At 55.3% G+C, this 24,627-nt stretch carries 22 protein-coding genes and 1 pseudogene; 17 read left to right on the top strand and 6 right to left on the bottom strand.

What is annotated here, in order from left to right:
• The first annotated feature begins 9 nt into the window (after positions 1 to 9).
• From HED22_RS08395 to glcF, 3 genes are all read left to right on the top strand, one after another.
• Positions 10 to 1,494 (top strand): FAD-linked oxidase C-terminal domain-containing protein, encoded by a 1,485-nt coding sequence (locus HED22_RS08395; RefSeq protein ID WP_167721432.1) that lies wholly within the window; start codon positions 10 to 12, stop codon positions 1,492 to 1,494.
• Between the two features lie 104 nt (positions 1,495 to 1,598).
• The gene (glcE, locus tag HED22_RS08390; RefSeq protein WP_167721074.1) at positions 1,599 to 2,858 is read left to right on the top strand and encodes a glycolate oxidase subunit GlcE; all 1,260 of its coding nucleotides are present in this window, start codon (positions 1,599 to 1,601) and stop codon (positions 2,856 to 2,858) included.
• A complete protein-coding gene (gene glcF / locus HED22_RS08385) occupies positions 2,858 to 4,183 on the top strand; it encodes a glycolate oxidase subunit GlcF (protein WP_167721073.1) in 1,326 nt (441 codons plus the stop codon). The genes glcE and glcF overlap by 1 nt, the downstream gene beginning before the upstream one ends.
• A gap of 107 nt (positions 4,184 to 4,290) precedes the next feature.
• Here glcF and HED22_RS08380 read toward each other — a convergent pair whose 3' ends face one another.
• The gene (locus HED22_RS08380) at positions 4,291 to 4,593 is read right to left on the bottom strand and encodes a hypothetical protein (RefSeq protein ID WP_167721072.1); all 303 of its coding nucleotides are present in this window, start codon (positions 4,591 to 4,593) and stop codon (positions 4,291 to 4,293) included.
• A 409-nt stretch (positions 4,594 to 5,002) separates the two neighbouring features.
• Between HED22_RS08380 and HED22_RS08375 the strand changes: the two genes are divergently transcribed.
• The 6 genes from HED22_RS08375 (at position 5,003) to phoB (ending at position 11,159) form a co-directional block, all read left to right on the top strand.
• A complete protein-coding gene (locus HED22_RS08375; protein WP_167721071.1) occupies positions 5,003 to 6,037 on the top strand; it encodes a PstS family phosphate ABC transporter substrate-binding protein in 1,035 nt (344 codons plus the stop codon).
• 135 nt (positions 6,038 to 6,172) lie between these two features.
• Positions 6,173 to 7,552: a phosphate ABC transporter permease subunit PstC gene (gene pstC, locus HED22_RS08370; protein ID WP_167721070.1), complete on the top strand. Its 1,380-nt coding sequence runs from the start codon at positions 6,173 to 6,175 to the stop codon at positions 7,550 to 7,552.
• On the top strand, positions 7,545 to 8,894 hold the full coding sequence (pstA, locus tag HED22_RS08365) for a phosphate ABC transporter permease PstA (protein ID WP_167721069.1): 1,350 nt from the start codon (positions 7,545 to 7,547) through the stop codon (positions 8,892 to 8,894). The genes pstC and pstA overlap by 8 nt, the downstream gene beginning before the upstream one ends.
• A 1-nt stretch (position 8,895) precedes the next feature.
• Positions 8,896 to 9,699 carry a phosphate ABC transporter ATP-binding protein PstB gene (gene pstB, locus HED22_RS08360; RefSeq protein ID WP_167721066.1) on the top strand — a complete coding sequence of 268 codons (804 nt, stop codon included), beginning with the start codon at positions 8,896 to 8,898 and terminating at the stop codon, positions 9,697 to 9,699.
• A 22-nt stretch (positions 9,700 to 9,721) separates the two neighbouring features.
• A complete protein-coding gene (gene phoU, locus HED22_RS08355; RefSeq protein ID WP_167721064.1) occupies positions 9,722 to 10,444 on the top strand; it encodes a phosphate signaling complex protein PhoU in 723 nt (240 codons plus the stop codon).
• 16 nt (positions 10,445 to 10,460) lie between these two features.
• Positions 10,461 to 11,159, top strand: a complete 699-nt coding sequence (gene phoB, locus HED22_RS08350; protein ID WP_167721062.1) for a phosphate regulon transcriptional regulator PhoB — start codon at positions 10,461 to 10,463, stop codon at positions 11,157 to 11,159.
• Between the two features lie 91 nt (positions 11,160 to 11,250).
• Here the strand turns inward: phoB and HED22_RS08345 are convergent, their stop codons facing one another.
• On the bottom strand, positions 11,251 to 12,999 hold the full coding sequence (locus tag HED22_RS08345) for a cation:proton antiporter (protein ID WP_167721060.1): 1,749 nt from the start codon (positions 12,997 to 12,999) through the stop codon (positions 11,251 to 11,253).
• A 358-nt stretch (positions 13,000 to 13,357) separates the two neighbouring features.
• Here HED22_RS08345 and HED22_RS08340 point away from each other — a divergent pair, with 358 nt between their 5' ends.
• From HED22_RS08340 to moaE, 7 genes and pseudogenes are all read left to right on the top strand, one after another.
• Positions 13,358 to 14,320, top strand: a complete 963-nt coding sequence (locus HED22_RS08340; protein WP_167721058.1) for a calcium/sodium antiporter — start codon at positions 13,358 to 13,360, stop codon at positions 14,318 to 14,320.
• Between the two features lie 64 nt (positions 14,321 to 14,384).
• Complete coding sequence (locus tag HED22_RS08335; protein WP_167721055.1) at positions 14,385 to 15,155, top strand: SDR family oxidoreductase; 771 nt, start codon at positions 14,385 to 14,387, stop codon at positions 15,153 to 15,155.
• Positions 15,156 to 15,257: 102 nt separating this feature from the next.
• Positions 15,258 to 15,698 carry a dihydroneopterin aldolase gene (folB, locus tag HED22_RS08330; RefSeq protein WP_175581164.1) on the top strand — a complete coding sequence of 147 codons (441 nt, stop codon included), beginning with the start codon at positions 15,258 to 15,260 and terminating at the stop codon, positions 15,696 to 15,698.
• Between the two features lie 806 nt (positions 15,699 to 16,504).
• Positions 16,505 to 18,340: pseudogene (gene uvrC, locus HED22_RS08325) on the top strand (excinuclease ABC subunit UvrC); the annotation flags it as partial.
• A 93-nt stretch (positions 18,341 to 18,433) separates the two neighbouring features.
• On the top strand, positions 18,434 to 19,186 hold the full coding sequence (locus tag HED22_RS08320; protein WP_167721053.1) for a hypothetical protein: 753 nt from the start codon (positions 18,434 to 18,436) through the stop codon (positions 19,184 to 19,186).
• Between the two features lie 175 nt (positions 19,187 to 19,361).
• A complete protein-coding gene (pgsA, locus tag HED22_RS08315) occupies positions 19,362 to 19,913 on the top strand; it encodes a CDP-diacylglycerol--glycerol-3-phosphate 3-phosphatidyltransferase (protein WP_167721051.1) in 552 nt (183 codons plus the stop codon).
• A gap of 24 nt (positions 19,914 to 19,937) precedes the next feature.
• On the top strand, positions 19,938 to 20,393 hold the full coding sequence (moaE, locus tag HED22_RS08310; RefSeq protein WP_167721049.1) for a molybdopterin synthase catalytic subunit MoaE: 456 nt from the start codon (positions 19,938 to 19,940) through the stop codon (positions 20,391 to 20,393).
• A 28-nt stretch (positions 20,394 to 20,421) separates the two neighbouring features.
• Here moaE and HED22_RS08305 read toward each other — a convergent pair whose 3' ends face one another.
• The 4 genes from HED22_RS08305 to HED22_RS08290 form a co-directional block, all read right to left on the bottom strand.
• Positions 20,422 to 20,709 carry a hypothetical protein gene (locus tag HED22_RS08305; RefSeq protein ID WP_167721046.1) on the bottom strand — a complete coding sequence of 96 codons (288 nt, stop codon included), beginning with the start codon at positions 20,707 to 20,709 and terminating at the stop codon, positions 20,422 to 20,424.
• A gap of 23 nt (positions 20,710 to 20,732) precedes the next feature.
• Positions 20,733 to 21,578, bottom strand: a complete 846-nt coding sequence (locus HED22_RS08300; protein WP_254869847.1) for a hypothetical protein — start codon at positions 21,576 to 21,578, stop codon at positions 20,733 to 20,735.
• Positions 21,579 to 21,691: 113 nt separating this feature from the next.
• Positions 21,692 to 22,339: a methionine biosynthesis protein MetW gene (metW, locus tag HED22_RS08295; RefSeq protein WP_167721042.1), complete on the bottom strand. Its 648-nt coding sequence runs from the start codon at positions 22,337 to 22,339 to the stop codon at positions 21,692 to 21,694.
• A gap of 2 nt (positions 22,340 to 22,341) precedes the next feature.
• On the bottom strand, positions 22,342 to 23,451 hold the full coding sequence (locus tag HED22_RS08290) for a homoserine O-acetyltransferase (RefSeq protein ID WP_368484490.1): 1,110 nt from the start codon (positions 23,449 to 23,451) through the stop codon (positions 22,342 to 22,344).
• A 260-nt stretch (positions 23,452 to 23,711) separates the two neighbouring features.
• Here HED22_RS08290 and HED22_RS08285 point away from each other — a divergent pair, with 260 nt between their 5' ends.
• On the top strand, positions 23,712 to 24,584 hold the full coding sequence (locus HED22_RS08285) for a chorismate mutase (protein WP_254869846.1): 873 nt from the start codon (positions 23,712 to 23,714) through the stop codon (positions 24,582 to 24,584).
• Positions 24,585 to 24,627: the final 43 nt, after the last annotated feature.

Below are 24,627 nucleotides of genomic sequence, written 5' to 3'. Positions count from 1 at the left end.
ATGCTTAGGATGCCTGAGCCTGATCAGAACACGCTTGCTCGCCGCAAGGACATTATCGCCGCGATGCGAGACATCATCCCGTCACCGGGTGGGGTTATTGTCGATGATGATCAGCTCAGGCCCTATGAATGCGATGGGTTGATGGCCTATCGGCAATTGCCGATGATCGTTGTCCTGCCCGAAAATACCGAGCAGGTCGCAGCCATCCTGAAATATTGTCATACCCACAAAATCCGTGTCGTTCCGCGCGGTGCCGGCACCGGCTTGTCCGGTGGGGCGCTTCCGATGGCCGATGCGATTACCATCAGTATGATGAAATTCAATCGCGTGCTTGATATCGACTGGGACAACCGGGCGGCCGTCGTTCAGCCCGGTGTCACCAACCTTGGCATCACGCGCGCGGTCGAACATGAAGGTTTCTATTACGCCCCCGATCCCTCAAGCCAGATTGCCTGTTCGATCGGCGGCAATATCGCCGAAAATTCCGGCGGGGTGCATTGCCTGAAATACGGGCTTACCACCAACAACGTGCTTGGCGTTGAAATGGTCACCATCGAAGGCGACATTCTGCGTGTTGGCGGCAAGGGCCTTGATCAGGCGGGCTATGATTTGCTCGGCATCATTACCGGGTCCGAAGGCCTTCTGGGGATTGTGACCGAGGTGACGGTGCGTATCCTGCGTAAACCCGAAACGGCGCGTGCGCTGTTGCTGGGCTTCAATTCATCCGAAGAAGGCGGCAATTGCGTTGCGGCCATCATTGCCGCCGGGATCATTCCGGGCGGGCTTGAAATGATGGATGCCCCGGCGATCAAGGCGACCGAGGAATTCGTTCAGGCGGGCTATCCGCTTGATGTCGAAGCACTCCTGCTTGTCGAACTTGATGGCCCGCAGGTCGAAGTCGATTACCTGATCGACCGTGTTGGCAAAATCGCCAAGGATTGCGGGGCCGTCTATTCGCGCATTTCCGATAGCGACGAAGAACGCCTGCTGTTCTGGTCCGGGCGCAAGAACGCCTTCCCCGCCATTGGCCGCATTTCACCGGATTATATGTGCATGGATGGCACCATCCCGCGTGGCCGTCTGTCCGAAGTTCTGACCGGTATGCAGGATCTGTCCAAACAGCACGGGCTGGGTGTTGCCAATGTCTTCCATGCCGGTGATGGCAATTTGCATCCGCTGATCATGTTTGATGCCAACAAGCCGGGCGACCTTGAAAAGGCGGAGGCCTTTGGGGCCGACATCCTCAAACTCTGTGTTGCCGTGGGTGGTGTGCTGTCGGGTGAACATGGCATCGGTGTCGAAAAGCGCGACCTGATGGGCGAGATGTTCACAAGTGACGACATGAAGCATCAGGAACGCATCAAGATGGCCTTTGACGAGGACCAGCTGCTGAACCCCGGCAAGGTATTCCCGACCTTGCATGGCTGTGGGGAGCTTAAAACCCTGCATGCCAAGGCGGTCGCCGACAAATTCCCGGATATCCCGCGCTTCTAGAACACCGCCCCAAGACACAAGAAACAAACAAGACAAAACAAAGGCCTGCCAATCGGCTCCCGCAAATCCGGTTGATCAGGCTCAGGAGAGGAAAAGAGAGAGTTATGGTGGACGTACTTTCCCCCACCACGCCAGACCAACTGCGTGACGCTGTTGGTTGGGCGCTTGGATCAGAGACCCCGCTTGAAATCATCGGATCGGGCAGCAAGCGCGCTTTCGGGCATGCTGTTCAGACCAATGCGGTGCTTGATTGTTCGCAATTGTCGGGAATTTTGTTTTACCAGCCCGAAGAACTGGTGATCTCGGCGCGTGTCGGAACACCATTGGCCGACATCAAGGCCGCGCTGGCCGAGAAAAATCAGCAATTCCATTTTGAACCGGGCAATTTTCCGGCCCTTGTGAATGGTGGTGTTGGCCCGGATGCCGGAACAATTGGCGGGCTGGTTGCATGTAACCTTGCCGGGCCGCGCCGCATCAAGGTGGGTGCTGCACGCGATCACCTTCTGGGCTTTGAAGCCGTGTCTGGCCGGGCAGAGGATTTCAAATCCGGCGGTCGGGTGATGAAAAACGTCACCGGCTTTGATCTGTCGAAACTGATGGCGGGTTCGTTTGGCACGCTGGGTGTGATGCATACGGTGACACTCAAAGTCATGCCCAATGACGAAACATCGGCCACCGTGATTGTTGCCTGCAGCGACCCGCGTAAAGCTGGCAAAGCCATGACATTGGCCATGCGCAGTGAAAACGAAGTCTCGGCCGCGGCCTGGATTGCGCCGGAAGACGCACCGCATCTTGATGTGCCACTGGCCGGCGAATACGGCAGTGGGCTTGTAGCCTTGCGCCTCGAAGGACCTCATCCCTCGGTCGCGTGGCGGGCTGACGCACTGTGTCGTGCGCTTGCCGAGTTCGGCGAATGTCACGAAGTCCCCGAAAGTCATAGCCATAGTATCTGGAAGGTCGTCTCTGATGTCGCGCCGTTTGTGGCATCGGAAAACACCAATAGTCTTCTGTGGCGCGTATCGGTCCCACCGGCAAGCGGTGGCGATGTCTGTGCCGATCTGATCGAAAAAACCGGCGGACGCGCAATGATGGATTGGGCCGGTGGCCGGATCTGGTTGCAGCTTGCCGGGTCGGATGCAGCAGATGGCATGGCGGGCACGATCCGTGACGTTGTCACATCTGCTGGCGGGCAGGCTGATTTGGTGCGTGCGCCAAGCGAGATGCGCAATACCGTCCCGGTCTTCCATCCGGAAAACCCCGCACTTGCGCGCATCAATGCCCGGATCAAGGAGAACTTCGATCCGCACGGCATCCTCAATCCGGGGCGCATTGCACCCGTTTCACAGAACGGGGAGGGCGCGTAATGCAGACGAACTTCACCGCAGCCCAGCTTGAAAACCCGGCCATCGCCGAAAGCGAACAGATCCTGCGCAAATGCGTGCATTGCGGTTTTTGTACCGCGACCTGCCCGACATTTGTGACGCTGGGTGACGAACTTGATAGCCCGCGCGGGCGCATTTATCTGATCAAGGACATGCTGGAAAATGACAAGCCGGCAACCGAAAAGGTGGTCAAACATCTTGATCGTTGCCTATCCTGTCTGTCTTGCACAACCACCTGTCCGTCAGGTGTCGATTACATGCACCTGATCGACAATGCACGCGCCCATATCGAAGAAAACTATGATCGCCCGCTGGGTGACCGCTTGCTGCGCAAGTTGCTGTCGATTGTCGTGCCCAACCCGACCCTGTTTAGGATGTCTCTGATCGGGGCGAAATTTGCCGCGCCCTTTGCGCGCTTTATGCCCGGTCGTCTCAAGGGCATGGTTAAAATGGGCGCACGCCCGATGCATGCGCCAAGCTGGGTTGATAAACCACAGGTGATCCCGGCGATTGGCGAACGCAAAGGTCGCGTTGCCATCCTGATCGGTTGTGCCCAGCAGGTGCTTGAAACCGAAATCAACGAATCGACGGTTCGTCTATTGACCCGCCTTGGTATCGAGGTGGTGGTTGCCAAGGGGGCCGGATGCTGCGGGTCGCTTGTCCATCATATGGGCAAGGAAGAACAATCGCATGCCCAGGCCAAGGGCAATATTGATGCCTGGTCGGCTGAAATCAGCGGCGAAGGCCTTGATGCCATCGTGATTACCGCATCGGGCTGTGGCACGACGATCAAGGATTACGGCCATATGTTGCGCCATGATGTGGCCTATGCCGACAAAGCTGCAGCTGTATCGGGTCTTGCCAAGGATATTACCGAATATCTTGCAGGCCTTGATATTGATCCTGCTGTCTTTGCCGGGGCAGACCACGGCAATCCGCGCGTGGCCTATCACTCGGCGTGCTCGATGCAACATGGTCAGAAAATCACCCGACCACCACGCGATCTTTTAAAACAGGCCGGGTTCGAGGTTGCCGAAATCGCCGAAGGCCATCTGTGTTGCGGGTCTGCCGGGGTCTATAACCTGTTGCAGCCCGAAATTGCTGGTCAGCTTCAGGAACGCAAACGTGGCAATATTCGCGCAACCCAACCTGATCTGGTGGCAACGGGCAATATCGGCTGCATGGTCCAGATCGAAACCGATGACCTGAAAGTGCTTCATACCGTGCAGTTGCTTGATTGGGCATCTGGCGGCCCGGTGCCGGAAAAACTGCGGGACCGTATGAAGGCGGCTGAACTGGCAAGCTAGGCTGCGGTCTTTTCGTGACCTGAAAGAACAAAAGGACGGCAGAGGTTTTCCCTGCCGTCCTTTTGGTTTCAGACCATCCGTGTTTGGATGTCGCGCCAGATGGCGCCTTATTCTTCTTCGTTGCCAAGCAGGCTTTTGACAATTCCCTCGGCAGCAGAGCTTTCACTGCTGTCTTCGGCATAGGCCGCGGTCTTGTCACGAATCCACTGTACGGCTGCCGCCTCATCGACATCCACTTTCTGCGCGACCTGAGTCAGGACTGCTTCGATTGCCAGAACGTGGGATGCCACGTTGTTCACCGCGACATGAAGATCGTCAATATGGCGCGATGCGGCTTCTGACATGTCTCCGAGTTCGCCAGACAGCTTCTGAATCAGTTCCTGAATCTCGTCGAGTGAGGCGTTGCTCATATTTTGCTCCTGTTATGGCTGCACACAATCGCGCGCGGCATTTCTTGATCCCTTATGCGCAACAGTTGCGTGTAATGGGAGCCATGTAAAGGCCTAGAAGGCAATTATCGCCATTTGGCGATGCCGATCAGGCCGGGCGGGCTGGTTTGGGTAATTGTTACAGTTTTTGTTGCAGTTTGTCGCAATTGGCCGCCAGGCAACATGTTGAAACGAAAATGTGCCATGTTCAGGTGCGCGTGAAAATATCTTAAGCATTTGATTTTAAAAGTATAAATCGTTTGTTTTTACCACTCTGATACGTTGTCACATAACGTTAACAAAAGCGACACAATACCGTAAGCACCCAGCGTTAGAGTCCGCCTCGCAGATCGTTGCACCGTTCCGAAGTGGAACTACCATTGGGGAATTTATGATGAAGAAGACTCTTGCTGTTGCGGCGCTTATGAGCGTTGCCCTTGCTGGCGCTGCCGAAGCACGCGACCAGATTCGTATCGTTGGTTCGTCCACCGTCTTCCCGTTTGCAACCGCAGTTGCAGAAGAATTCGGTAAAACCACCTCCTTCAAAACGCCGGTTATTGAATCCACCGGTTCTGGCGGTGGTCTGAAGCTGTTCTGCGCCGGTGTTGGCGAACAGCATCCGGACATCACCAATGCTTCGCGTCGCATCAAGAAGTCCGAAGTTGAAAAATGTGCTGCAAACGGCATTTCGGAAGTTACCGAAGTTAAAGTTGGTTACGACGGTATCGTTCTGTCGAACTCCAACGATGCACCGCAGCTTGACCTGACCAAGGAACAGATCTTCCTTGCTCTGGCGAAAACCGTTCCGTCCAAAGACGGCAAGTCGCTCGTAGATAACTTCTACACCACCTGGTCGGAAATCGATCCGAGCCTGCCGGACGTTAAAATCGAAGTTCTCGGCCCGCCGCCGACCTCCGGTACCCGCGATGCCTTCACCGAGCTGGTACTCGAAGAAGCTTGCGAAGAGTTCCCGGTTATCGCCGCTCTTGAAGAAACCAACAAAGACCAGTTCAAAGCTGTCTGCGCTGGCGTTCGTGAAGACGGTGGCTATGTTGAAGCTGGCGAGAACGACAACCTGATCGTTCAGAAACTCGAAGCAAACCACGATGCCCTTGGCATCTTCGGCTTCTCCTTCCTTGACCAGAACGGCGACAAGCTCCAGGGCTCGCTGATCGGTGGCGTTGCTCCGACCTTCGAAGCAATCTCTGCTGGTGATTACCCGGTTTCCCGTTCGCTTTACTTCTACGTGAAGAACGCGCACGTCGGCACCATCCCGGGCATCAAGGAATATCTTGCTGAATTCACCGCTGACAAAGCATTCGGTGACGAAGGTTACCTTGCTGACCGTGGCCTCATCCCGATGGATGCAGCAGAGCGTGAAGCTGTTCGCAATGCAGCGATGAACCTTTCGCCGCTGAGCATGTAACGCGATCTTTCAACCGGTGGCGGCCTTTGTCGCCACCGGTTTCTTTATGTCTTTGCTTGATTTGTTTATTGTTTCTGTCCTATTGGCCTCATGTCCTGATCTTTGCAGGCTCAACTGGCGAACGGATCTAACACAATGTCCCTGTCTTTCCTGTTGCTCGCGGTTGCCGCACTTTGCGCGCTGTCCTTTTATTTCGGGCGCCAGCGGGCTGTTGCCCTTTCTGGTGGCCGACACAGCAATCTTCATTCCTTGCCGGTTCACTACGGGGCCTACACAGCAGCATGGTGCGGGCTTCCTGCGCTGGCGCTGCTTCTGATCTGGTACATGTTCCAGGGCTCGGTGATTGAAGCTCTAATCATATCGGACCTGCCGCAGGAAATACTGGGTGACTCCGGTCGTCTGTCGCTGGCGCTCAACAGCATTTCACAGATCGCCGCCGGTGGCGGTGAACATCTCACCGTGTCGCCGGAAATTGTTGATGCCGGGCGCAGACTTGCCAATTTGCAAACCATCGCCAATGCGGCGCTGGTCGTTGTCATGCTGTCGGTTGCGCTTGCCGGTCTTGTCCTGTCCTATCGACGGATTGAAGCGGATATGCGCGCGCGCAACAATGTTGAACGCATCTCGCGCGCGATCATGATTGTCTGTTCGGCGATTGCGATCTTGTCAACGGTCGGCATCGTCTTTTCGCTGATGTTCGAAACCCTGCATTTCTTTAGCAAGATCAACCCGCTCGACTTCCTGTTTGGTCTGGAATGGAGCCCGCAAACCGCGATCCGTGCCGATCAGGTGGCGTCCGAGGGGGCGTTTGGCATGATTCCGCTGTTTGTCGGTACCTTGCTGATTACGCTGATTGCCATGTGTGTCGCGGTGCCGGTCGGCCTGTTTTCGGCCATCTATATGGGCGAATATGCCGCGCCTAAATTTCGCGCTGTTGCCAAACCCGCACTTGAGATTCTGGCGGGCGTGCCAACGGTTGTCTATGGCTTCTTTGCCGCGCTCACCGTGGCACCGTTCCTGCGCGACAACGGCGCGATGCTCGGCCTCGATGTCAGTTCGGAAAGTGCGCTGGCCGCTGGTCTTGTCATGGGCATCATGATCATTCCGTTTGTCTCCTCGCTGTCTGATGACGTGATGTCGCAGGTGCCGAAATCGCTGCGTGACGGGTCCTATGCATTGGGGGCGACCAAATCGGAAACCATTCGGCAGGTGATTTTCCCGGCCGCCTTGCCCGGTATTGTCGGGGCGGTTCTGTTGGCCGTTTCGCGGGCGATTGGTGAAACCATGATTGTTGTCATGGCGGCCGGTCTTGCTGCGAACATGACGGTCAACCCGCTTCAGGCTGTGACGACTGTTACCGTGCAGATCGTGACGCTTCTGGTCGGCGACCAGGAGTTCGACAGTGCAAAAACCCTCTCGGCCTTCGCGTTGGGGCTGGTTCTTTTCCTTGTCACCTTGGGGCTGAACGTATTTGCCCTTAAGGTTGTTCAGAAGTATCGCGAGAAATATGACTGATATGGCATCTCTTATGGAAGACAGAGCTGCGGCCAAAGTGATCTCTGACAATCTGCGCAAGCCGGTTGACTGGGACAGCCCGAAAATCGCCCGTAACATCAAGAAACGTTACGCAGCCGAACGCCGCTTTAAAATCTATGGTCTGGTTGCGATCTGTTTGGCGCTGCTGGCGCTTTGCACGCTGGCACTTTCCATCGGCTCAAAAGGCTACAGCGCCTTTTATCAGACCTATGTCCAGCTCGAAGTGACCTTTGATCCCGCCGTGATCGATCCGGAAGGCACCGGTGATCCCGAGGTGATCGGGCGTGCGAACTTTGATGGTCTGATCAAACAGGCCCTGCGTGATCGTTTCCCGGACGTGACCTCGCGCAGTGAAAAGCGCAATCTGTATGGCATCGTATCGGGTGGGGCGTCTTATGACCTGCGCGAACGGGTTCTCGAGAATCCGAGCCTGATCGGGCAAACGCGCAGCATCTGGCTGATCTCCGGCGATGACTTCGATATGCTCAACAAGGGCTATATCGATGCCGATGTCGAGGAAGGCTCGCGTCGCCTGAACGATCAGGAAGTCAGCTGGTATAACGAACTGGTCGAAGCCGGCGCGGTAGAAAAACAGTTCCACACCCGCTTCTTCACCAACGGCGATTCCCGCGAACCGGAACTTGCCGGGATTTGGGGGGCGGCTGTCGGGTCGTTCTACACCCTGATTGTCACACTGGCATTGTCCTTCCCGATTGGGGTTCTGGCCGCGATCTATCTCGAAGAGTTTGCGCCGAGAAACCGCTTTACCCAGATTGTTGAGGTCAACATCAACAACCTGGCAGCAGTCCCGTCCATCGTGTTTGGCTTGCTGGGTCTTGAGGTCTATCTCAATGTCATGCATCTGCCGCGATCGGCCCCGGTTGTCGGGGGCTTGACGCTCGCACTCATGACGCTTCCGACGATCATCATCGCCTCGCGTGCGGCGATCAAGGCGGTGCCACCGTCGATCCGTCAGGCCGCCCTTGGTCTTGGCGCGTCACCGGTTCAGACCGTCACCCATCATGTCTTGCCACTTGCCATGCCCGGCATTCTGACCGGCACGATCATTGGCATGGCCCAGGCTTTGGGGGAAACCGCACCGCTTCTGATGATCGGGATGGTGGCCTTTATTGTTGATATCCCGGGCGGGGCGCTTGACCCGGCAACGGTTCTGCCGGTGCAGATCTATCTGTGGGCAGACAGCCCGGAACGTGCCTTTGTCGAGAAAACCTCGGCAGCGATTATGGTGTTGCTGGCATTCCTCGTCCTGATGAATGGACTGGCTGTGTATCTGCGCAAAAAATTTGAACGGAAGTGGTAAAATGGCTGCTGTATCCCAGAGCGCAATGACGGTAGAGTCTTCGGTCGAAAAACCGAAAATGACCGCGCGTAACCTTGATCTTTTCTATAGCGAAAATCAGGCTCTCTACGAGGTCAATCTTGATATCGCCGAAAAACAGGTGACCTCGCTGATTGGTCCGTCGGGCTGTGGTAAATCCACTTTCCTGCGTTGCCTCAATCGCATGAATGACACCATTGACGGTGTCACCATCAAGGGCGAAGTCACCCTTGATGGACGTGACATCTATGACAAGCGCATTGACGTCGTTCAGCTGCGTGCGCGCATCGGCATGGTGTTCCAGAAACCGAACCCCTTCCCGAAATCGATCTATGACAACGTGGCTTATGGCCCGCGCATTCATGGTCTGGTCAATTCGCGTGACGAGCTTGATGAAATCGTCATGACCTCGCTTGAACGTGCCGGTCTTCTCAAGGAAGTCAAAGATCGCCTGCAGTCACCGGCAACCGGTCTTTCCGGTGGTCAGCAGCAGCGCCTGTGCATTGCACGCGCGGTTGCCGTCAGCCCGGAAGTCATCCTGATGGATGAGCCGTGCTCGGCCCTTGATCCGATTGCAACCGCCAAGGTCGAGGAACTGATCGACGAGCTGCGCTCGAACTACACGATCGTGATTGTGACCCACTCCATGCAGCAGGCTGCGCGTGTGTCACAGCGCACCGCATTCTTCCATCTGGGCAAACTCGTTGAAGTCGGCGAAACCGATCAGATCTTTACCAACCCGAAGGACGAACGCACCAAGGGTTACATCACCGGTCGCTTCGGTTAAGCGCTGTCAGGAGAACGATGAGATGTCTGAAGACAAAACACATATTGTAAGTTCGTTCGACGAAGAGCTGACTCGCCTCAACAACATCATTTCGCAGATGGGCGGGCTTGCCGAAAGCCAACTGATTTCGTCGATCCGTTCCATCGTCAAACGCGATTCCGAACTGGCTGAGAAAGTCATTCTGTCGGATCAGCGGATTGATGTGCTTGAACAGGAAGTTCAGGATTTCGTGGTGCGCTTCCTTGCCCTGCGTCAGCCGATGGCCGATGACCTGCGTCATGTTGTCACCGCGCTCAAGCTGTCGAACGATCTTGAACGCATCGGTGATTTGGCCAAGAACATTGCCAAACGCGCCCAGGTCCTTAACCAGATCCCGCCGATTCGTCCGGTAAGTGCGATCCCGAACATGGCCAAACTGGCCCAGGAAATCATTAAGGATGTCCTGGATGCCTATATCGAAGGCGATGCCGACAAGGCGCACCGCGTCTGGGAACGCGATCAGGAAGTCGACGACATGTACAATTCGCTGTTCCGCGAATTGCTGACATACATGATGGAAGACCCGCGCAACATCACCGCATCGACCCATCTGTTGTTCATTGCCAAAAACATCGAACGTATTGGCGATCACGCCACCAACATCGCCGAAACGATCTATTACCGGATCAAGGGTGAAGACCTGCCGGGTGTTGACCGGCCAAAAAACGACGCAGCAAACTTTGCTGTTGTCGAACCAAATGAGTGACACTGGAGCATAAAAGATGGACCCAACGATTCTTATCGTCGAGGACGAGGCTGCAATCGTAACCATGTTGCGCTACAACCTCGAACGCGAGGGGATGCAGGTTGTCGAAGCCGGGGACGGTGACGAAGCGTTGAAAATCATGGCAGAAACCCATGTCGATCTTGTTTTGCTCGACTGGATGCTGCCGGTGATGTCGGGCATCGAAGTCTGCCGCCAGATCCGTCGCAAACCCGAAAGCCGCGATTTGCCGGTGATCATGGTCACCGCACGCGGCGAAGAAGGTGATCGCATCCGTGGTCTTGATACCGGTGCTGACGACTATGTCACCAAACCCTTTGCCATTGGCGAGTTGCTGGCCCGTATTCGTGCACTTTTGCGCCGGTCCGGTCCGGCGCAACCACAAGGGCAGTTGATCTATTCCGATATCGAAATGGATCTCGCCGCTCACCGTGTCAGTCGCAACGGCAAGGCCATCCATCTTGGCCCGACGGAATTCCGTCTGCTGCGTTATTTCCTGGAACATCCGGGACGTGTTTTCTCGCGCGAACAGTTGCTTAACGCCGTCTGGGGCCCGAACATCTATGTCGAAACCCGCACGGTTGATGTTCATATCCGCCGCCTGCGCAAGGCACTGAATGACGTCAAAGGAACGCGCGATATCATCCGCACCGTCCGTGCGGCCGGTTATGCGCTGGATTCAGAAACCGCTGCCTAAGCCGGTTTCGATAGACAATCTCATGAAAAACCCCCTCAGCGGTGTGCTGCGGGGGTTTTTGTTTTAAGGGCGTAACGGCTTGCGGTCGGGCTTAGGATTTTTCCTCTGCCGGCTTGTCCGAAGTGTCGGGATTGCTTGGTTTGCGCTGCATGCGCGGTGCCAGTTCGTTCATCAACAGCATGTCGGCCCGGCGGAACTTGGCGATTTCGGCATCAATATCTTCCTGCGGTACATCGCACGCCGCCAAAACATGGTCCGACAGGCGCAACCCGGTTTCAAGAACCTCGGGGATCGCCGCATCCGCCCCATGACGTGACAATGGTCCGATATGGGTAATGTCCTGCGCACGCGCAAAGATCTTCAAATGCGGGTAATGCTGGCGCAGCAGCGCAACGGTTTTCTCGGTCGCGTGCGGGTTCCCCATGGCAACAACCGCAATTTTTGCTTCGTCCGTGTGCGCGGCCCGGAAAGTTTCCGGCCTTGATCCGTCTGCAAAATAAACCGGCAGGCCTTCGGCCCGGCCACGCGAAACCTGTTGTGCGTCACTATCAAGTACCAGAAACGGAATGTTCCGGGTTTTAAGCAACCGGGCCAGAACCCGGCCCACGCGCCCGCTGCCGATCACCAGAACATGCTGCTGAATGCCCTCGGAATCCTCGGCAATCTTGCCAAGCTGGTCTTCTTCCTTGGGATGAAGCTTTTCTTCGATCTTGTGACCCAGGCTGATCAGGGTCGGGGTCAGCGCCATGGAAATGGCGACCACCGGGATCAGTACCCCGGCAAGATCGAGCGGTACCGCCCCGTTTTGGGCGGCCAGGGCAAACATCACAAAGGCAAATTCGCCACCGGCTGCCAAGCTCATGGCAACACGGATCGCCAGGCCCGTTTCAAACCGCATGGCCTTTGCCAGACCAAACAGTACAGCCGTTTTGATCGCCAGCAACAACACCAGCCACATGATGATGGTGCCGAACTCGTTGTAAACCACATCGGCATTGACCGACATGCCCACCGACATGAAGAACAGCGACAGGAACACCCCACGGAACGGCGCAATATCTGCTTCGATCTGATGGCGGAACTCGGTTTCGGCCAGCATCACACCAGCAATGAACGCGCCGAGCGCCATCGAAAGCCCGGATACCTCGGTCAGCGTGCTGGCCGCCAGAACGACAAACAGCGTGCCAATGGCAAACAGTTCCGGGTTCTTGAGCGATGCGATATAGCGAAACAGACGCGGCAGTAAATACCGTCCGACCAGCAGCAACAGGGCCACAGAGCCAAACCCAAGCAGGATACTGATCCACGGGCTGGTTTCCGTCCCGGCATTGCCTGCCGCCTGAACCATAATCAGGAACGGACCGACCGCCACATCCTGCAGCAGCAAAATGGCAAGGGCCGCACGTCCGAACCGGGTATTGAGCTGCCGGTCATCGGAAAGCTGTTTGAGGATGATGGCTGTTGATGAAAGCGCAAGGGCGCCTGCGATCACCAGTGACGTCGGCAATGGGAATTCCATGACGACCAGAAGCCCCAGAAGGGCCGCCATCGACACCAGAATCTGCAAAACGCCCAAGCCGGCAAACCGTCCGCCAATGACGCGCAAACGTTCGCGTGACAGCTCCAACCCGATCATGAACAGCAGGAAAACAACGCCAAGTTCGGCAACGGTGGAAATGTCTTCGCGTTCGGTAATCAGGCCAAAGCCAAACGGCCCGATAAAGAAACCGCCAATCAGAAAACCGATGATCGAATTCGCACGCAGCTTGTGCGCGATGGGGACCGCGACGATTGCCGCAGTCAGAATAAGGAACAGCTCAAACAGAACGCTGTGATGCATGGCAGAAATCGATCCGGAATGCGGTCAAACAGTTTGCGGGGTCAGCTCGGACCAAAACCCTGGGATCCTGACCCTAAATAACTGAAAATAACGAGATTAACAGGATAACGAAAATAACCCGTGCAGTCGTGGGTAAATTTGAAGCATTTGCGAAATACGCCCGCCCGGCCATGGCGTCTGGCCATGCCATCTGCCAAACAATCTCGCTGATGGCGCTGAGGCGACGGATATGTGAGCCAGGAATGGCGCAACGTGATGAATGTCATCGCCAGATGACTTGCCTTTCGGGTTGCCAAATGCCATCTTCCGCGGGCCCGATCAGGGGCCGGTTTAATCGCTTTTCAGACGAGCAGACATTTTGGAACAGTTTATCCCCTACATACAAATCATCGCAGGTCTTGTTTTACTGACCGCGGGTGGTGAATTCATTGTTCGGGGTGCTGTCGGTCTGGCGCTGTTGCTGGGCGTATCGAAGGTCATTGTCGGTCTGACGATTGTCGCGGCCGGGACGTCGGCACCGGAATTTGTCGTCTCGCTGAATGCATCTCTCAAAGATACAGCCGACATTGCCATGGGCAATGTCGTTGGCTCCAACATCGCCAATATTCTGCTTATTCTGGGGGCGGTTGCATTACTTAAACCTGTTGCGGCCTCGCGTGTGACGGTCGTCCGTGATGGTGGCACCATGCTGCTGGGCACGGCCGTGTTTATCGGGTTTTGCATGTTCGGCGCGATCGAACGCTGGGCAGGGGCGATCATGCTCTGTGTGTTGGCCGCAATCTGGTACTTCACCTACAAGCACGACAAAAACGCGCCGAGCGATGCCACCCATCTGCACGAAGAAGAAGTCGACGAAATCGGTGAAAAGCCAAAAGGCTGGACCAAACCGATCATTGCAACCCTGATCGGTATTGTCGGCCTGATGCTAGGCGCCGATTGGCTGGTCGAAGGCGGTGTGTCGGTGGCCCGTCAGTTTGGCGTGTCAGAAGCCGTCATTGGCCTGACCCTTGTGGCGTTTGGCACGTCCTTGCCGGAACTGGCCGCATCGGTTGTCGCCGCCTTCAGGGGACATTCCGACGTTGCGCTTGGCAATGTCTTTGGCTCGAACCTTTTGAACCTGCTTGTGATTATTGGCGGGGTTTCGCTGATTGCACCGATCCCGGTTCCTGACCAGATCATGAATTCCGACATCTGGATCATGCTGGCGGTGACGATTGCCCTGCTGATCGTTGCCTATGCCTTGCGCAAGATTTCGCGGATCACCGGCGTGGTATTCGTGACGGCCTATCTGGTCTATGTCTTCCAACTTGTCGTAGCATAGTCATCCCCTGTGCCGGGGATGGGCGACAGGCGCCTTCGCACATTTCAAACGGATCGAGGCAGCAATGACAGGTCAGCTTCCCAAAACGGTTTTGATTACCGGCGCGGCAAAGCGCATCGGACGCGCGCTCACACTTGAGCTGGCCCAGGCTGGCTATGACATTGCCCTGCATTGCCACTCGTCACGCGACGATGCCGAAACGCTGGCCAGCGAAGTACGCGATCTTGGCAGGCAGGCCTGTGTTGTTTCGGCCGATCTGACCAACGAGGATGACACTCATCGTCTGGTCTCTGACGCCACCGGGCAACTTGGCCCGATCGGGGTTCTGATCAATAACGCATCGACCTTTGAATTTGATGATGTGAACAGTGCGACCCGCGAAAGCTGGGATCTGCATATGGAAACCAATTTGCGCGCCCCGTTTATCCTCTCGCAGCAATTTGCCAAGTATTTACCCGATGACTGCAAGGGCGCGATCATCAACCTGATTGATCAGCGGGTGTGGAATCTGACCCCGCACTTTATGACCTATACCTTGTCCAAGGCAGGCCTTTGGACCCTGACCCAGACGCTTTCGCTGGCATTGGCACCAAAAATTCGGGTCAATGCCATCGGACCGGGGCCGGCACTGCCTAGTAGCCGACAAACACAGGAAGATTTCGATGCGCAATGCGCGAAAACACCCCTGAAAATAGGGACAAACCCGCAAGAGATTTGCGACGCGGTTCGATTTTTCCTTGCCGCGCCGGCCATCACCGGGCAAATGTTAGCGCTTGACGGCGGGCAGCACCTTGATTGGGCGCCCAGTGGCGACGAGGACAAGCCAGTTGAATGATGCCCGGCGGTGAAGTGAGAAATCGCTGCCAAACATCGGGCCGGACATGTGTGGTTCTGTTGATGAAACCGCACAGGAAAGCAGCACAGGGAAGACCGGAATATGACCGCAGGCCTTAAAAAGGATGCCAAAATTACGACACTGCCATTTGCCGATTTGCCCCATGCTGATCTGGCTGGCAGCCTGCGCCGTGTCTTTGTGCGTGATATGATCATTCACACCTCGATCGGGGTGTATGAACATGAAAAAGAAGCCCCGCAACGTGTCCGCATCAATCTTGATCTCGAAGTGCTCGAAGGCGATGGTGTCCAGAATGACGACATCACCACCGTGCTCAGCTACGAAGATCTGGTGGTCGGTACCCGTCGCATTTGCCAGGATGGTCACACCAACCTTGTGGAAACCCTTGGGGAAAAACTCGCCGATATGTGCCTTGCCGATCCGCGCGTGCGCAAGGTGATCGTAAGGGTTGAAAAGCTCGACGTGTTTGAAGACGTCACGGCAGTCGGTGTTGAAATCGAACGCCACAATAACGCGCGCTGATCGATAAGCGATTTCACCAAAAAATTTACTTTTTCAGACGTGTGATCCAAGGGACTCTTTGATTCCTCTGGCGCGAATCGCTATGGCGCTTATTCACAAGCATCTGGCGAATATGAATCAAAGGGAAATATTCATTTTTTACAACTCTATTACCGAATGATTTCACGTTGACAGTATTTTTGTTGTTTAAAATCAATAGCTTAACTGTTTTGCTCAATAATTGTGCACTTCACAGAACGTTAAGACTCTCAAGGGGTGCAGGAAGTCACCCCCCGATTACCCACATAGTTATCCACAGTCTTGGTGGACATCTTTTTTGGCATCGCGATTCCCCTTGGCGCGGTTGCGATGTTAATCTTTTCCGCTATGTTTCAATGCGCGTTTGCAAGTGACGACCGTCACAACTTTGAATGTATTTTTAGAGTCTATTGCGGTTATCTTGCATCGCTTTTGTTTGTGTTTGGCGAATAGTTTGGTTAGGCACAGCGCGAAGGACGATGTGGTGCATCGTTCAAGCGGTGTAACGACACGAAACATCGCCAAACACAAACCCTTAGGGCCGGACCATTCCTCTGCCCCGCAGCGTTAAGGATCTGGACCGTAGCACCGCTACGCTCTGCAATCCTTTCCTCGCTGGACAGAGGAATGGCCTCGGCAAAACGGTTCAAGATAGCCGCAATAGACTCTAGTCACGGAGTGCCTTGATGAAGCCACCTGTTTCCCCCGACAACCCGACCGGGGATGACACCCCGAAGCGGGAAATCGGTTTGTCTCTGGATGGTGACAAAATCGACGGCGGGGCGGCGCGTGGGGTCGAGGCGATCAAAAATGCGCTGAAAACCATGCCGGGATCGCCGGGCGTCTATCGCATGATCGATGACAAGGACCGTGTGCTTTATGTCGGCAAGGCCAAGAACCTGAAAAAGCGCGTGGTGTCCTATACCCGCATCATGCAATTGCCGATCCGCATTGCCCGTATGGTGGCCCAGACGGTGAAGATGGAAATCATCACCACCCATACCGAGGCCGAAGCCCTTCTTCTTGAATCCAACCTGATCAAAAAGCTGAAACCGCGCTACAACATCCTGCTGCGCGATGACAAAAGCTTCCCCTATATCCTGATCACCGAGGATCACGACTATCCGCGCATCGTCAAACATCGCGGTGCGCGCGCCAAGGATGGCAGTTGCTTTGGCCCGTTTGCCTCGGCCTGGGCGGTCAACAACACGATCAACCATCTGCAACGCGCCTTTTTGCTGCGCTCTTGCACCGATGGTGTGTTTTCCAACCGTTCGCGGCCCTGTTTGCTCTATCAAATCAAACGCTGTGCCGGCCCGTGTGTGGATCGTATCTCCAAGCCCGAATATGAAGAGCTGGTCGATATCTGCCGCGACTTCCTGACCGGGCGCAGTCAGAAAATCCTCAAGCAGCTCGAAGCCGACATGATGGACGCGTCCGAAAAGATGGAGTTCGAACAGGCTGCGATGTATCGCGACCGTATTCGCGCGCTCAGCCAGATCCGCTCGCATCAGGACATCAATCTCGAAGGCGTCGAAGAGGCCGATGTCATCGCCCTGCATCAGGAAGGCGGGCAAAGCTGTGTGCAGGTCTTCTTCTTCCGCTCTGGCTCGAACTATGGCAACCGGTCCTACTTCCCGCGCCATGAACAGTCGGCCGAAGTCCCGGAAATCCTCTCGGCCTTTGTCGGGCAGTTCTATGCCGACAAACCGGCCCCCAAACAAATCTTCCTGTCGCACGAAATCGAAGGCCAGGAATTGGTTCAAACTGCCCTTGGCGTGAACAATGACCGCAAGATCGAATTGCTGGTGCCCAAACGTGGTGGCAAGCGCAAGCTGGTCGAACATGCCCTGACCAATGCCAAGGATGCCTTGGGTCGCCGCTTGGCCGAAAGTGCCACCCAACGCAAATTGCTCGAAGATCTGGCCGACAAGCTTGATCTTGAAAGCACGCCGGAACGGATCGAGGTTTACGATAACTCCCACACGCAGGGCACCAACATGGTCGGCGGCATGATTGTCGCAGGACCCGAAGGCTTCATGAAAAACGCCTATCGCAAATTCAACATCAAGGGCGATATTGCGCCCGGTGATGACTTTGCCATGATGCGCGAAGTCTTAACCCGCCGCTTTGCCCGCGCGCAAAAAGAAGACCCGGACCGCGAAAACGGCACCTGGCCCGACCTGTGCCTGATTGATGGTGGTCTGGGCCAGCTTGGTGTGGCGCGCTCTGTGCTGGAAGATTTGGGCATCGAAGACGTCATGCTTGTCGGTGTTGCCAAGGGTGTCGATCGCAATGCTGGCAAGGAAGTGCTGCACATCCCCGGCAAGGCCCCGGTACGGCTCGATATGAAGGACCCGGTGCTTTATTTCATCCAGCGCCTGCGTGACGAGGCCCACCGTTGGGCGATTGGCACCCACCGCGCCAAACGGGGCAAGCAGATCGGCAAAAGCGTTCTGGATTCGGTGCCCGGTGTCGGTGGCGCACGAAAAAAGGCACTGCTGCATCATTTCGGCTCCGCCCGCGGGGTCGCAGACGCCGGATTGTCGGATCTTGAGGCGGTCGATGGCATCAGTGCCGCCCTTGCCCGCAAGATCTACGACCATTTCCACGAAGGAAAGTAAGAACAGGGAAGCAAATTTTCTTCTTTATAGAGCGTTGGTCGGTTTACGATATTTTTTAATATCTTAGCTCGTTCGGCAATTGGGGAATGGTGGATGTCGCAAACAAATGCAAGGCATCAGTCTTGGACTAACAATGAATTGGAAGCTGCGGTCGAAGCTTATTTATACCTACTTAAACTCGAGCGGTCTGGGATTACTTTGTCTTCCCGTCAAGTAGAGGGTATGGCTGGAAAAGGCCATCTAGTGGATAGAAACGGTGCTTCAATTCGTTATCGGTTAAGAAACATTTCTCACATTTTAAGTGAGCGAGGTTTGCCGGTTTTACAGGGTTATTCTCCTGCTCCAGCAGTTGGAAAAAATGTACGCGAGAAAATAGAAAACATTCTGGATAATTCTCGCGAGTTCATTCAGCTACTGCAAGACAATCAGCAGAACCCACATGCCGGAAAACATACAGCTTCTGGGCTGGTAGAGGAGCTGGAAAACTTAAAGAGTCGAATCTTACTCTTATCTGACTTGAACCAAACCTCTCCAAATTTTGGTCACAACAATCCTCCCGAAGATATGCGTTTGGAGTGCTCTGAAAACGCCGAAGTGATTGAGGCGGTTCGATCAATTCAAGAAGAGGTTCAGAAGAAGAATATTGATAGAAACAAGCTGGACCAAGCACGAAGGATCGTCGCCGAATTTGGTTTGAACTGTGTGCTATGGATGCGCGACCGAATTACGGACTTTTCCAAAGCTGCCGCTATTGCGGCGGGAACGGCTTATGGAGTTTCGAACTCTGGTGGTCTGCCTCACGAGATTTCTAATGTTCTAGCGAAGATATCGAGTTTCCTTTTCTAGTATTATGCCGATTCAGGTTGCTTGTTCTGAACAGGTTGCAGCAAAATCTTAAGCAGCCCTTGTGGTATGCTCTTGAAGCCATTAATAATTGCGCGGTTTTGGGCGATTATCTGCCCCATGCCATGACGACAACCCTGACGCCATCTCCATAAAATCCGTCAAACAGGCTCCGTTTATGAAGAACCAGATTCCCAATCTGCTGACCATGTCGCGCATTATCGTGATCCCGGCACTGGTCGCATCGTTTTACATTGATGGCCCTGTTGGCAACTGGATTGGCTTTGCCCTGTTCGCCTTTGCCGGTGTGACCGATTTCTTTGACGGCTATCTGGCGCGCAGCATGAATGTCGTCTCCCCACTCGGTCGGTTCCTTGATCCGATTGCCGACAAGCTTCTGGTGGCCGCCGCCCTGATGATGATGGTGGCCTTTGAACGGATTGCCGGGCTTTCGGTGTTGCCCGCCGTGATCATCATGTGCCGTGAAATCATGGTGTCGGGCCTGCGCGAACATCTGGCCGAACTCAAGGTGCCGTTGCCGGTGACGGTGCTTGCCAAATGGAAAACCACGGCCCAGATTTTGGCCATCGGGTTCCTTCTGGTGGGCGATGCATCGCCTGAGTTGATCCCCTCGATCCTGATTGGTGATATCCTGCTGTGGATTGCCGGGATCGTCACGGTCCAGACCGGCTATATCTATATGCGGACCGGCCTGAAACACCTCGATTAATTCGCGCATTACGGGACGGCGGCCATGTCACGCGTTTCTGTTCAGCAAGATGATTTTGATCCGGGCGCAGAACTTGCAGCCCTGACAGACGGCCGCACCGATATCGGTGCGGCGGTCAGTTTTGTTGGGCTGGTGCGCGATATTCACGGCGGGGAAAACGTCTCGGCGCTGACCCTTGATCATTATCCGGGCATGACCGAACGCGAACTCGAAAAGATCGCCGAGGAGGCCGCCAGTCGCTGGCCGCTTGATGATATCCGCATCGTGCATCGTTTTGGCCGGATGTTGCCCGGCGAACGGATTGTTCTGGTGATTGTGCTTTCGGCCCATCGCCGTGCCGCGTTTGAGGCCTGCGACTTCATCATGGATTTCCTCAAAACCCGCGCACCGTTCTGGAAACGCGAAGAAACCCCGGATGGTGGGGATAAGTGGGTCACGGCAAAGGCATCCGATGATGCCGATGCCGACCGTTGGAAATGACCACTTGGTTTGGGCCCTTGGGCGCCCCTCAGATAAACTTCGTCAGGACTGACACCAGTGTCATCAACCCTGTTTGCAGGGTGGCGGCGTTATTGACCTGCTCGCGCAGGAGCGTCATGGCCGCTTCATCCTGTGCGTCGACCTCTTTGGCCTCATCAAGCTGTTTGAGCTGAAGCGCTGCAAGTTGCGTTGCGGCTTTATCAAGGGCAGGTTTGGATTTGACCTTCTGGTCAATGCTTGCCCCTTGATAGGTCACAGCTGCCGCGGCGTAGGCCTCCTGCGCATCCGCAATCAGGGCACCGAGTGTCTGGCTCATGGCAATATTCCCTTTCTTCTTTTCTAGTTGGTGGCTGTTTCAAGCAGGCCGGTGCCCTGTGTCACGAGTTCCGCCGGGCTGAGTTTGCCGATCTGGCTGGAAAGCTTGATGCCGTCTTCGACCGCCGCGATCAGGGATGCCATATCAAGCTTGGCATAATTGTCGATCTGGCCTTGCAGCTTGCTGCCAAGCGCGGAGGCGGTGACAAACGCGCGCAGGGTTTCTGTCTGCATCGCACTTTCCGCCGTAATCAGGTTCTGCCATTTCTGCCACCAGGCCTGCACCAGAAGGCTTTCGGCTTCCGGATTGTTGTGTTCCTTGCTGCGAATCTGGTTTAGCTCGGCAATCAGGGTGCTGCGCCGGGTCAGGAATTGAGGCGGGGTGCGGGCAAAATCATCGCTGATGGTGGCAAGCTGTTTGCGCAGTTTTTCCAATATCAGTCCGGATTTGGTCACCGCTGATGCACCCAGGGCGGATCCGGCTTCGATATTGTCAAAGATCGCGACAAATTGCTGATACTGGCTGCGCAGGCCCTTTAGCGCGTCCTGCCATTGGCGCTGCACGCCGGGGTCGATCTTGACCGCATCGGGATCAAGCAATGTGTCGATATTGGCCGGCGTGACCGTGCCTGTGAAATCCTCGATATTGGCAACGAAGGTGCTGCGCTTTGCGCTGTCGGATTTCGGGAAGGGGGCGAACTGCGTGCTATAGGCGTCGTCATATTTGTCGAACGCCTGTTCGGTCGCGCTGCCAAACTGTGTGACTGAAAGTTTAAGCGTCTCGGCCTTCTGGCTGCACGCCGCAAGCAGGGTGATCGTGCCGATCAGAAAACTGCGGCGAACAAATTGTATGAGGATTGAAAAGTTCATATCGGCCCCGTCTGATGATTTTGCCCGATTGGGCATCAGATTTCAGACGGGGAAGGGATCGGTTTGTGATCGGGCAGGGCTGACTATTCGATAAAAATGAATAATCGACTTTATTATTTGCTCAGCATGAAAAGTGCCTGATTGCCCAAAAAGTTGGAAAATCGGGTCTGGCTGCCCAGGCTGAGCTTCGATCCGCTTTCATTGAGAACCATCGACCGTTCAATCGTCAAATCCATCTCTTTGCACAGGGCAACAAAGTCCAGAACCGTGCAGAAATGGATGTTTGGCGTCTCGTACCACATGATCGGAAGGTTGGGGTTCTGCGGCATACGACCCCGGAACATCAAATCAAACCGCGCGCGCCAATGGCCGAAATTCGGGAAGGACACAATCGCCTGTTTGCCGATGCGCAGCAGTTCGGACAAGACTTCCTTCGGCCGCTGGGTCGCCTGCAATGTCTGGCTGAGAATGGCGTAGTCAAATGCGCCATCGGGATAATCCGCCAGATCACGATCCGCATCGCCCTGCATCACCGGAAGACCTTGCGCGACACAATTGCGCACCCCTTCGTTGGACAGCTCAAGCCCGCGGCCATCAACCTTTTTGGTGCGGGTCAGATAGCCCAGAAGTTCACCGTCGCCACAGCCGATATCAAGCACGCGCGTACCCGGTTCGATCATGTCGGCAATCAGCTGCAAGTCGACACGGATACGGTCGCTGTGCGCTGGAATGGCCGTGCTGTTCGAAATTGTTTCATCCATGATTATTTCAGCCCCCGGCCTTCGGCGGCACCTTCGATAAAGCCGCTCAGAACCATGTGGAAATCGGGTTCATCAAGCAGGAACGCGTCATGGCCCTTGTCACTTTCAATTTCGACACAGCTGACATTGCACGATGCGGCGTTAAGCGCATGCGCAACGATCCGGCTTTCCGCCGTGGTAAAGCACCAGTCACTGGAAAACGACACGACACAGAACCGGGTTTTGCAGCCCTGAAACGCCTCTGCCAGCCGCCCGTCATATTCAAGCGACAGATCGAAATAATCCATCGCACGCGTGATATAGAGATAGCTGTTGGCATCGAACCGGTCGACGAAGCTTTTGCCCTGATGGCGCAGATAGCTTTCGATCTGAAAATCATTATCGAAGCTATAGGTGATCGCGCCACGGTTTTGCAGCTTGCGCCCGAATTTGCGATGCAATGCTGGCTGCGACAGATAAGTGATGTGCGCGGTCATGCGCGCGACAGCCAAGCCACGCGACGGTTTCTTGCCTTCCAGCAGGTAATTGCCCCCGCACCAGTCCGGATCGGCCATAACGGCCTGACGCCCGACTTCGTGGAAGGCGATGTTTTGCGCCGAATGGCGGAACGAGGTCGCAATCGGGGCAGCGGCATAAACGCGCTCCGGATAGCTTTTGCACCATTCAAGAACCTGCATGCCGCCCATGGAACCGCCAATGACGGCAAACAGCATGTCGATGCCAAGCGCATCAATCAGCATGGTCTGGGCACGCACCATATCGGCAATGGTGATAACCGGAAAATCAAGACCCCATGGCTTGCCGGTTTCAGGATTGATTTCCTTGGGCCCGGTACTGCCAAGGCAGCCGCCAATCACGTTGCTGCAGATGACGAAATATTTGTCGGTATCAATGATCTTGGCGGGACCGACAATCTCCGACCACCAGCCTTCCTTGCCGGTGATCGGGTGCACGTCATCGGCAACATACTGATCACCTGTCAGGGCATGACAGACCAGAATCGCGTTTGATTTGTCGGCATTAAGTTCGCCATAGGTCTGATAGGCCAGGGTGAAGGGGCCGAATTCCACACCGCTATCAAGGCGCAGCTTTTCCGTTTCGCCAAGCACCATATGGTGACCCGGAAGCGGAGGGCGCTTTTGTGTGTTGGTCGCGGTGGACATATTAGGTCGGTATCCCTGTTATGTGATGGATTTTCAGCCAAACTGGCGCTGCGCGACGGGGCGGCAGCCAAATCTGGCGAAAAGTCGCTTGCTCTAGCTATGAAGCAGACCGGGGTTTAGTCAATCTTTTCTTTGCATTTCTGCGGCCCTGTCCTAATACTGTGCGCCGTTCAAAAGAAGAGTAGATTATGGCGTCTGACGATAAAAATTTGGCAAATCTTGGCCTGGATGAGCTGCGCAGCGAGATCGACGAGATCGATCAGGCGCTGCAATCGCTGATCATTCGCCGGACAAAAGTTGTGCAGGCTGTCGGGGCCTACAAGGACCGCGTGATCGCAGCTGGTGGCAAGGTCAAGGTGCCCTATCGCCCGGCCCGTGAAGCCCGCATCATGCGGACCCTGGTGGCTCGCCACGAAGGGGCCTTTCCGAAAACAGCGTTGATTCAGATCTGGCGCGAAATGATCGCGGCCGGAACGCGCCTTGAAGCGCCATACACGATTGCGCTTTGCCGGAATGCCGAAGGTCTTGATTGCTGGGAACTGGCACGTCTGAATTTCGGCTGCCTGAACGAGATCATTGAATTTGATACCCCGCGCGAAGCGTTTAACGCACTTGAAGACGGTCGTGCGGCGGTTGGTGTGTTTCCCAAGCCACAATTGGGCGAGGCCCAGCCATGGTGGGTTTATCTGACAGAACAAAGCCCGGTGCGCGTTGTGTCAAAGCTGCCATTCGGGGGACGCCCTGTCGGACGCGGCGAGACGACCGAAGGTTTTGTTCTGGCCGCGATTGATCTTGAAGACAGTGGTGATGACCGGACCCTTTTCGTGGTCAGCCTGTCGAAAGAGATTTCGATGGACACGGCGCGCAAAAAAATTGCGGATGGCATCGACGGATCGGTAATCCTTGGCTTTTCTGACGACGTGGCGACAGATCGGCGTTTTGTGCTTGTTGATGTGCCGGGATTCTTTTGTAATCGCACCAACGCGTTTGAGGCGACGCTGGCCGCGCGAGGTCTTCGCCCCGAAAGTTTGCGGGTGGTTGGCGCCTATGCCGTGCCGCTTGCCGAAGACGCACTGAGTTAATATGCCTGGTAGGCCACCATTGGCCGCCATTTCCCTTGGGAGA

The sequence above is a fragment of the Thalassospira sp. HF15 genome, assembly GCF_011806525.1.
Taxonomy (GTDB): Bacteria; Pseudomonadota; Alphaproteobacteria; order Rhodospirillales; family Thalassospiraceae; genus Thalassospira.
Note: the sequence above shows the minus strand (reverse complement) of the source record. Positions and strands in the feature narration are given on the sequence as shown.

Excerpts from the sequence above, each read along its gene's own strand:
- HED22_RS08395 (WP_167721432.1), top strand. The coding sequence starts at position 10 with ATGCCTGAGCCTGATCAGAACACGCTTGCTCGCCGCAAGGACATTATC.
- glcE (WP_167721074.1), top strand. The coding sequence starts at position 1,599 with ATGGTGGACGTACTTTCCCCCACCACGCCAGACCAACTGCGTGACGCT.
- glcF (WP_167721073.1), top strand. The coding sequence starts at position 2,858 with ATGCAGACGAACTTCACCGCAGCCCAGCTTGAAAACCCGGCCATCGCC.
- HED22_RS08380 (WP_167721072.1), bottom strand. The coding sequence starts at position 4,593 with ATGAGCAACGCCTCACTCGACGAGATTCAGGAACTGATTCAGAAGCTG.
- HED22_RS08375 (WP_167721071.1), top strand. The coding sequence starts at position 5,003 with ATGATGAAGAAGACTCTTGCTGTTGCGGCGCTTATGAGCGTTGCCCTT.
- pstC (WP_167721070.1), top strand. The coding sequence starts at position 6,173 with ATGTCCCTGTCTTTCCTGTTGCTCGCGGTTGCCGCACTTTGCGCGCTG.
- pstA (WP_167721069.1), top strand. The coding sequence starts at position 7,545 with ATGACTGATATGGCATCTCTTATGGAAGACAGAGCTGCGGCCAAAGTG.
- pstB (WP_167721066.1), top strand. The coding sequence starts at position 8,896 with ATGGCTGCTGTATCCCAGAGCGCAATGACGGTAGAGTCTTCGGTCGAA.
- phoU (WP_167721064.1), top strand. The coding sequence starts at position 9,722 with ATGTCTGAAGACAAAACACATATTGTAAGTTCGTTCGACGAAGAGCTG.
- phoB (WP_167721062.1), top strand. The coding sequence starts at position 10,461 with ATGGACCCAACGATTCTTATCGTCGAGGACGAGGCTGCAATCGTAACC.
- HED22_RS08345 (WP_167721060.1), bottom strand. The coding sequence starts at position 12,999 with ATGCATCACAGCGTTCTGTTTGAGCTGTTCCTTATTCTGACTGCGGCA.
- HED22_RS08335 (WP_167721055.1), top strand. The coding sequence starts at position 14,385 with ATGACAGGTCAGCTTCCCAAAACGGTTTTGATTACCGGCGCGGCAAAG.
- folB (WP_175581164.1), top strand. The coding sequence starts at position 15,258 with ATGACCGCAGGCCTTAAAAAGGATGCCAAAATTACGACACTGCCATTT.
- HED22_RS08320 (WP_167721053.1), top strand. The coding sequence starts at position 18,434 with ATGTCGCAAACAAATGCAAGGCATCAGTCTTGGACTAACAATGAATTG.
- pgsA (WP_167721051.1), top strand. The coding sequence starts at position 19,362 with ATGAAGAACCAGATTCCCAATCTGCTGACCATGTCGCGCATTATCGTG.
- moaE (WP_167721049.1), top strand. The coding sequence starts at position 19,938 with ATGTCACGCGTTTCTGTTCAGCAAGATGATTTTGATCCGGGCGCAGAA.
- HED22_RS08305 (WP_167721046.1), bottom strand. The coding sequence starts at position 20,709 with ATGAGCCAGACACTCGGTGCCCTGATTGCGGATGCGCAGGAGGCCTAC.
- HED22_RS08300 (WP_254869847.1), bottom strand. The coding sequence starts at position 21,578 with ATGAACTTTTCAATCCTCATACAATTTGTTCGCCGCAGTTTTCTGATC.
- metW (WP_167721042.1), bottom strand. The coding sequence starts at position 22,339 with ATGGATGAAACAATTTCGAACAGCACGGCCATTCCAGCGCACAGCGAC.
- HED22_RS08290 (WP_368484490.1), bottom strand. The coding sequence starts at position 23,451 with ATGGTGCTTGGCGAAACGGAAAAGCTGCGCCTTGATAGCGGTGTGGAA.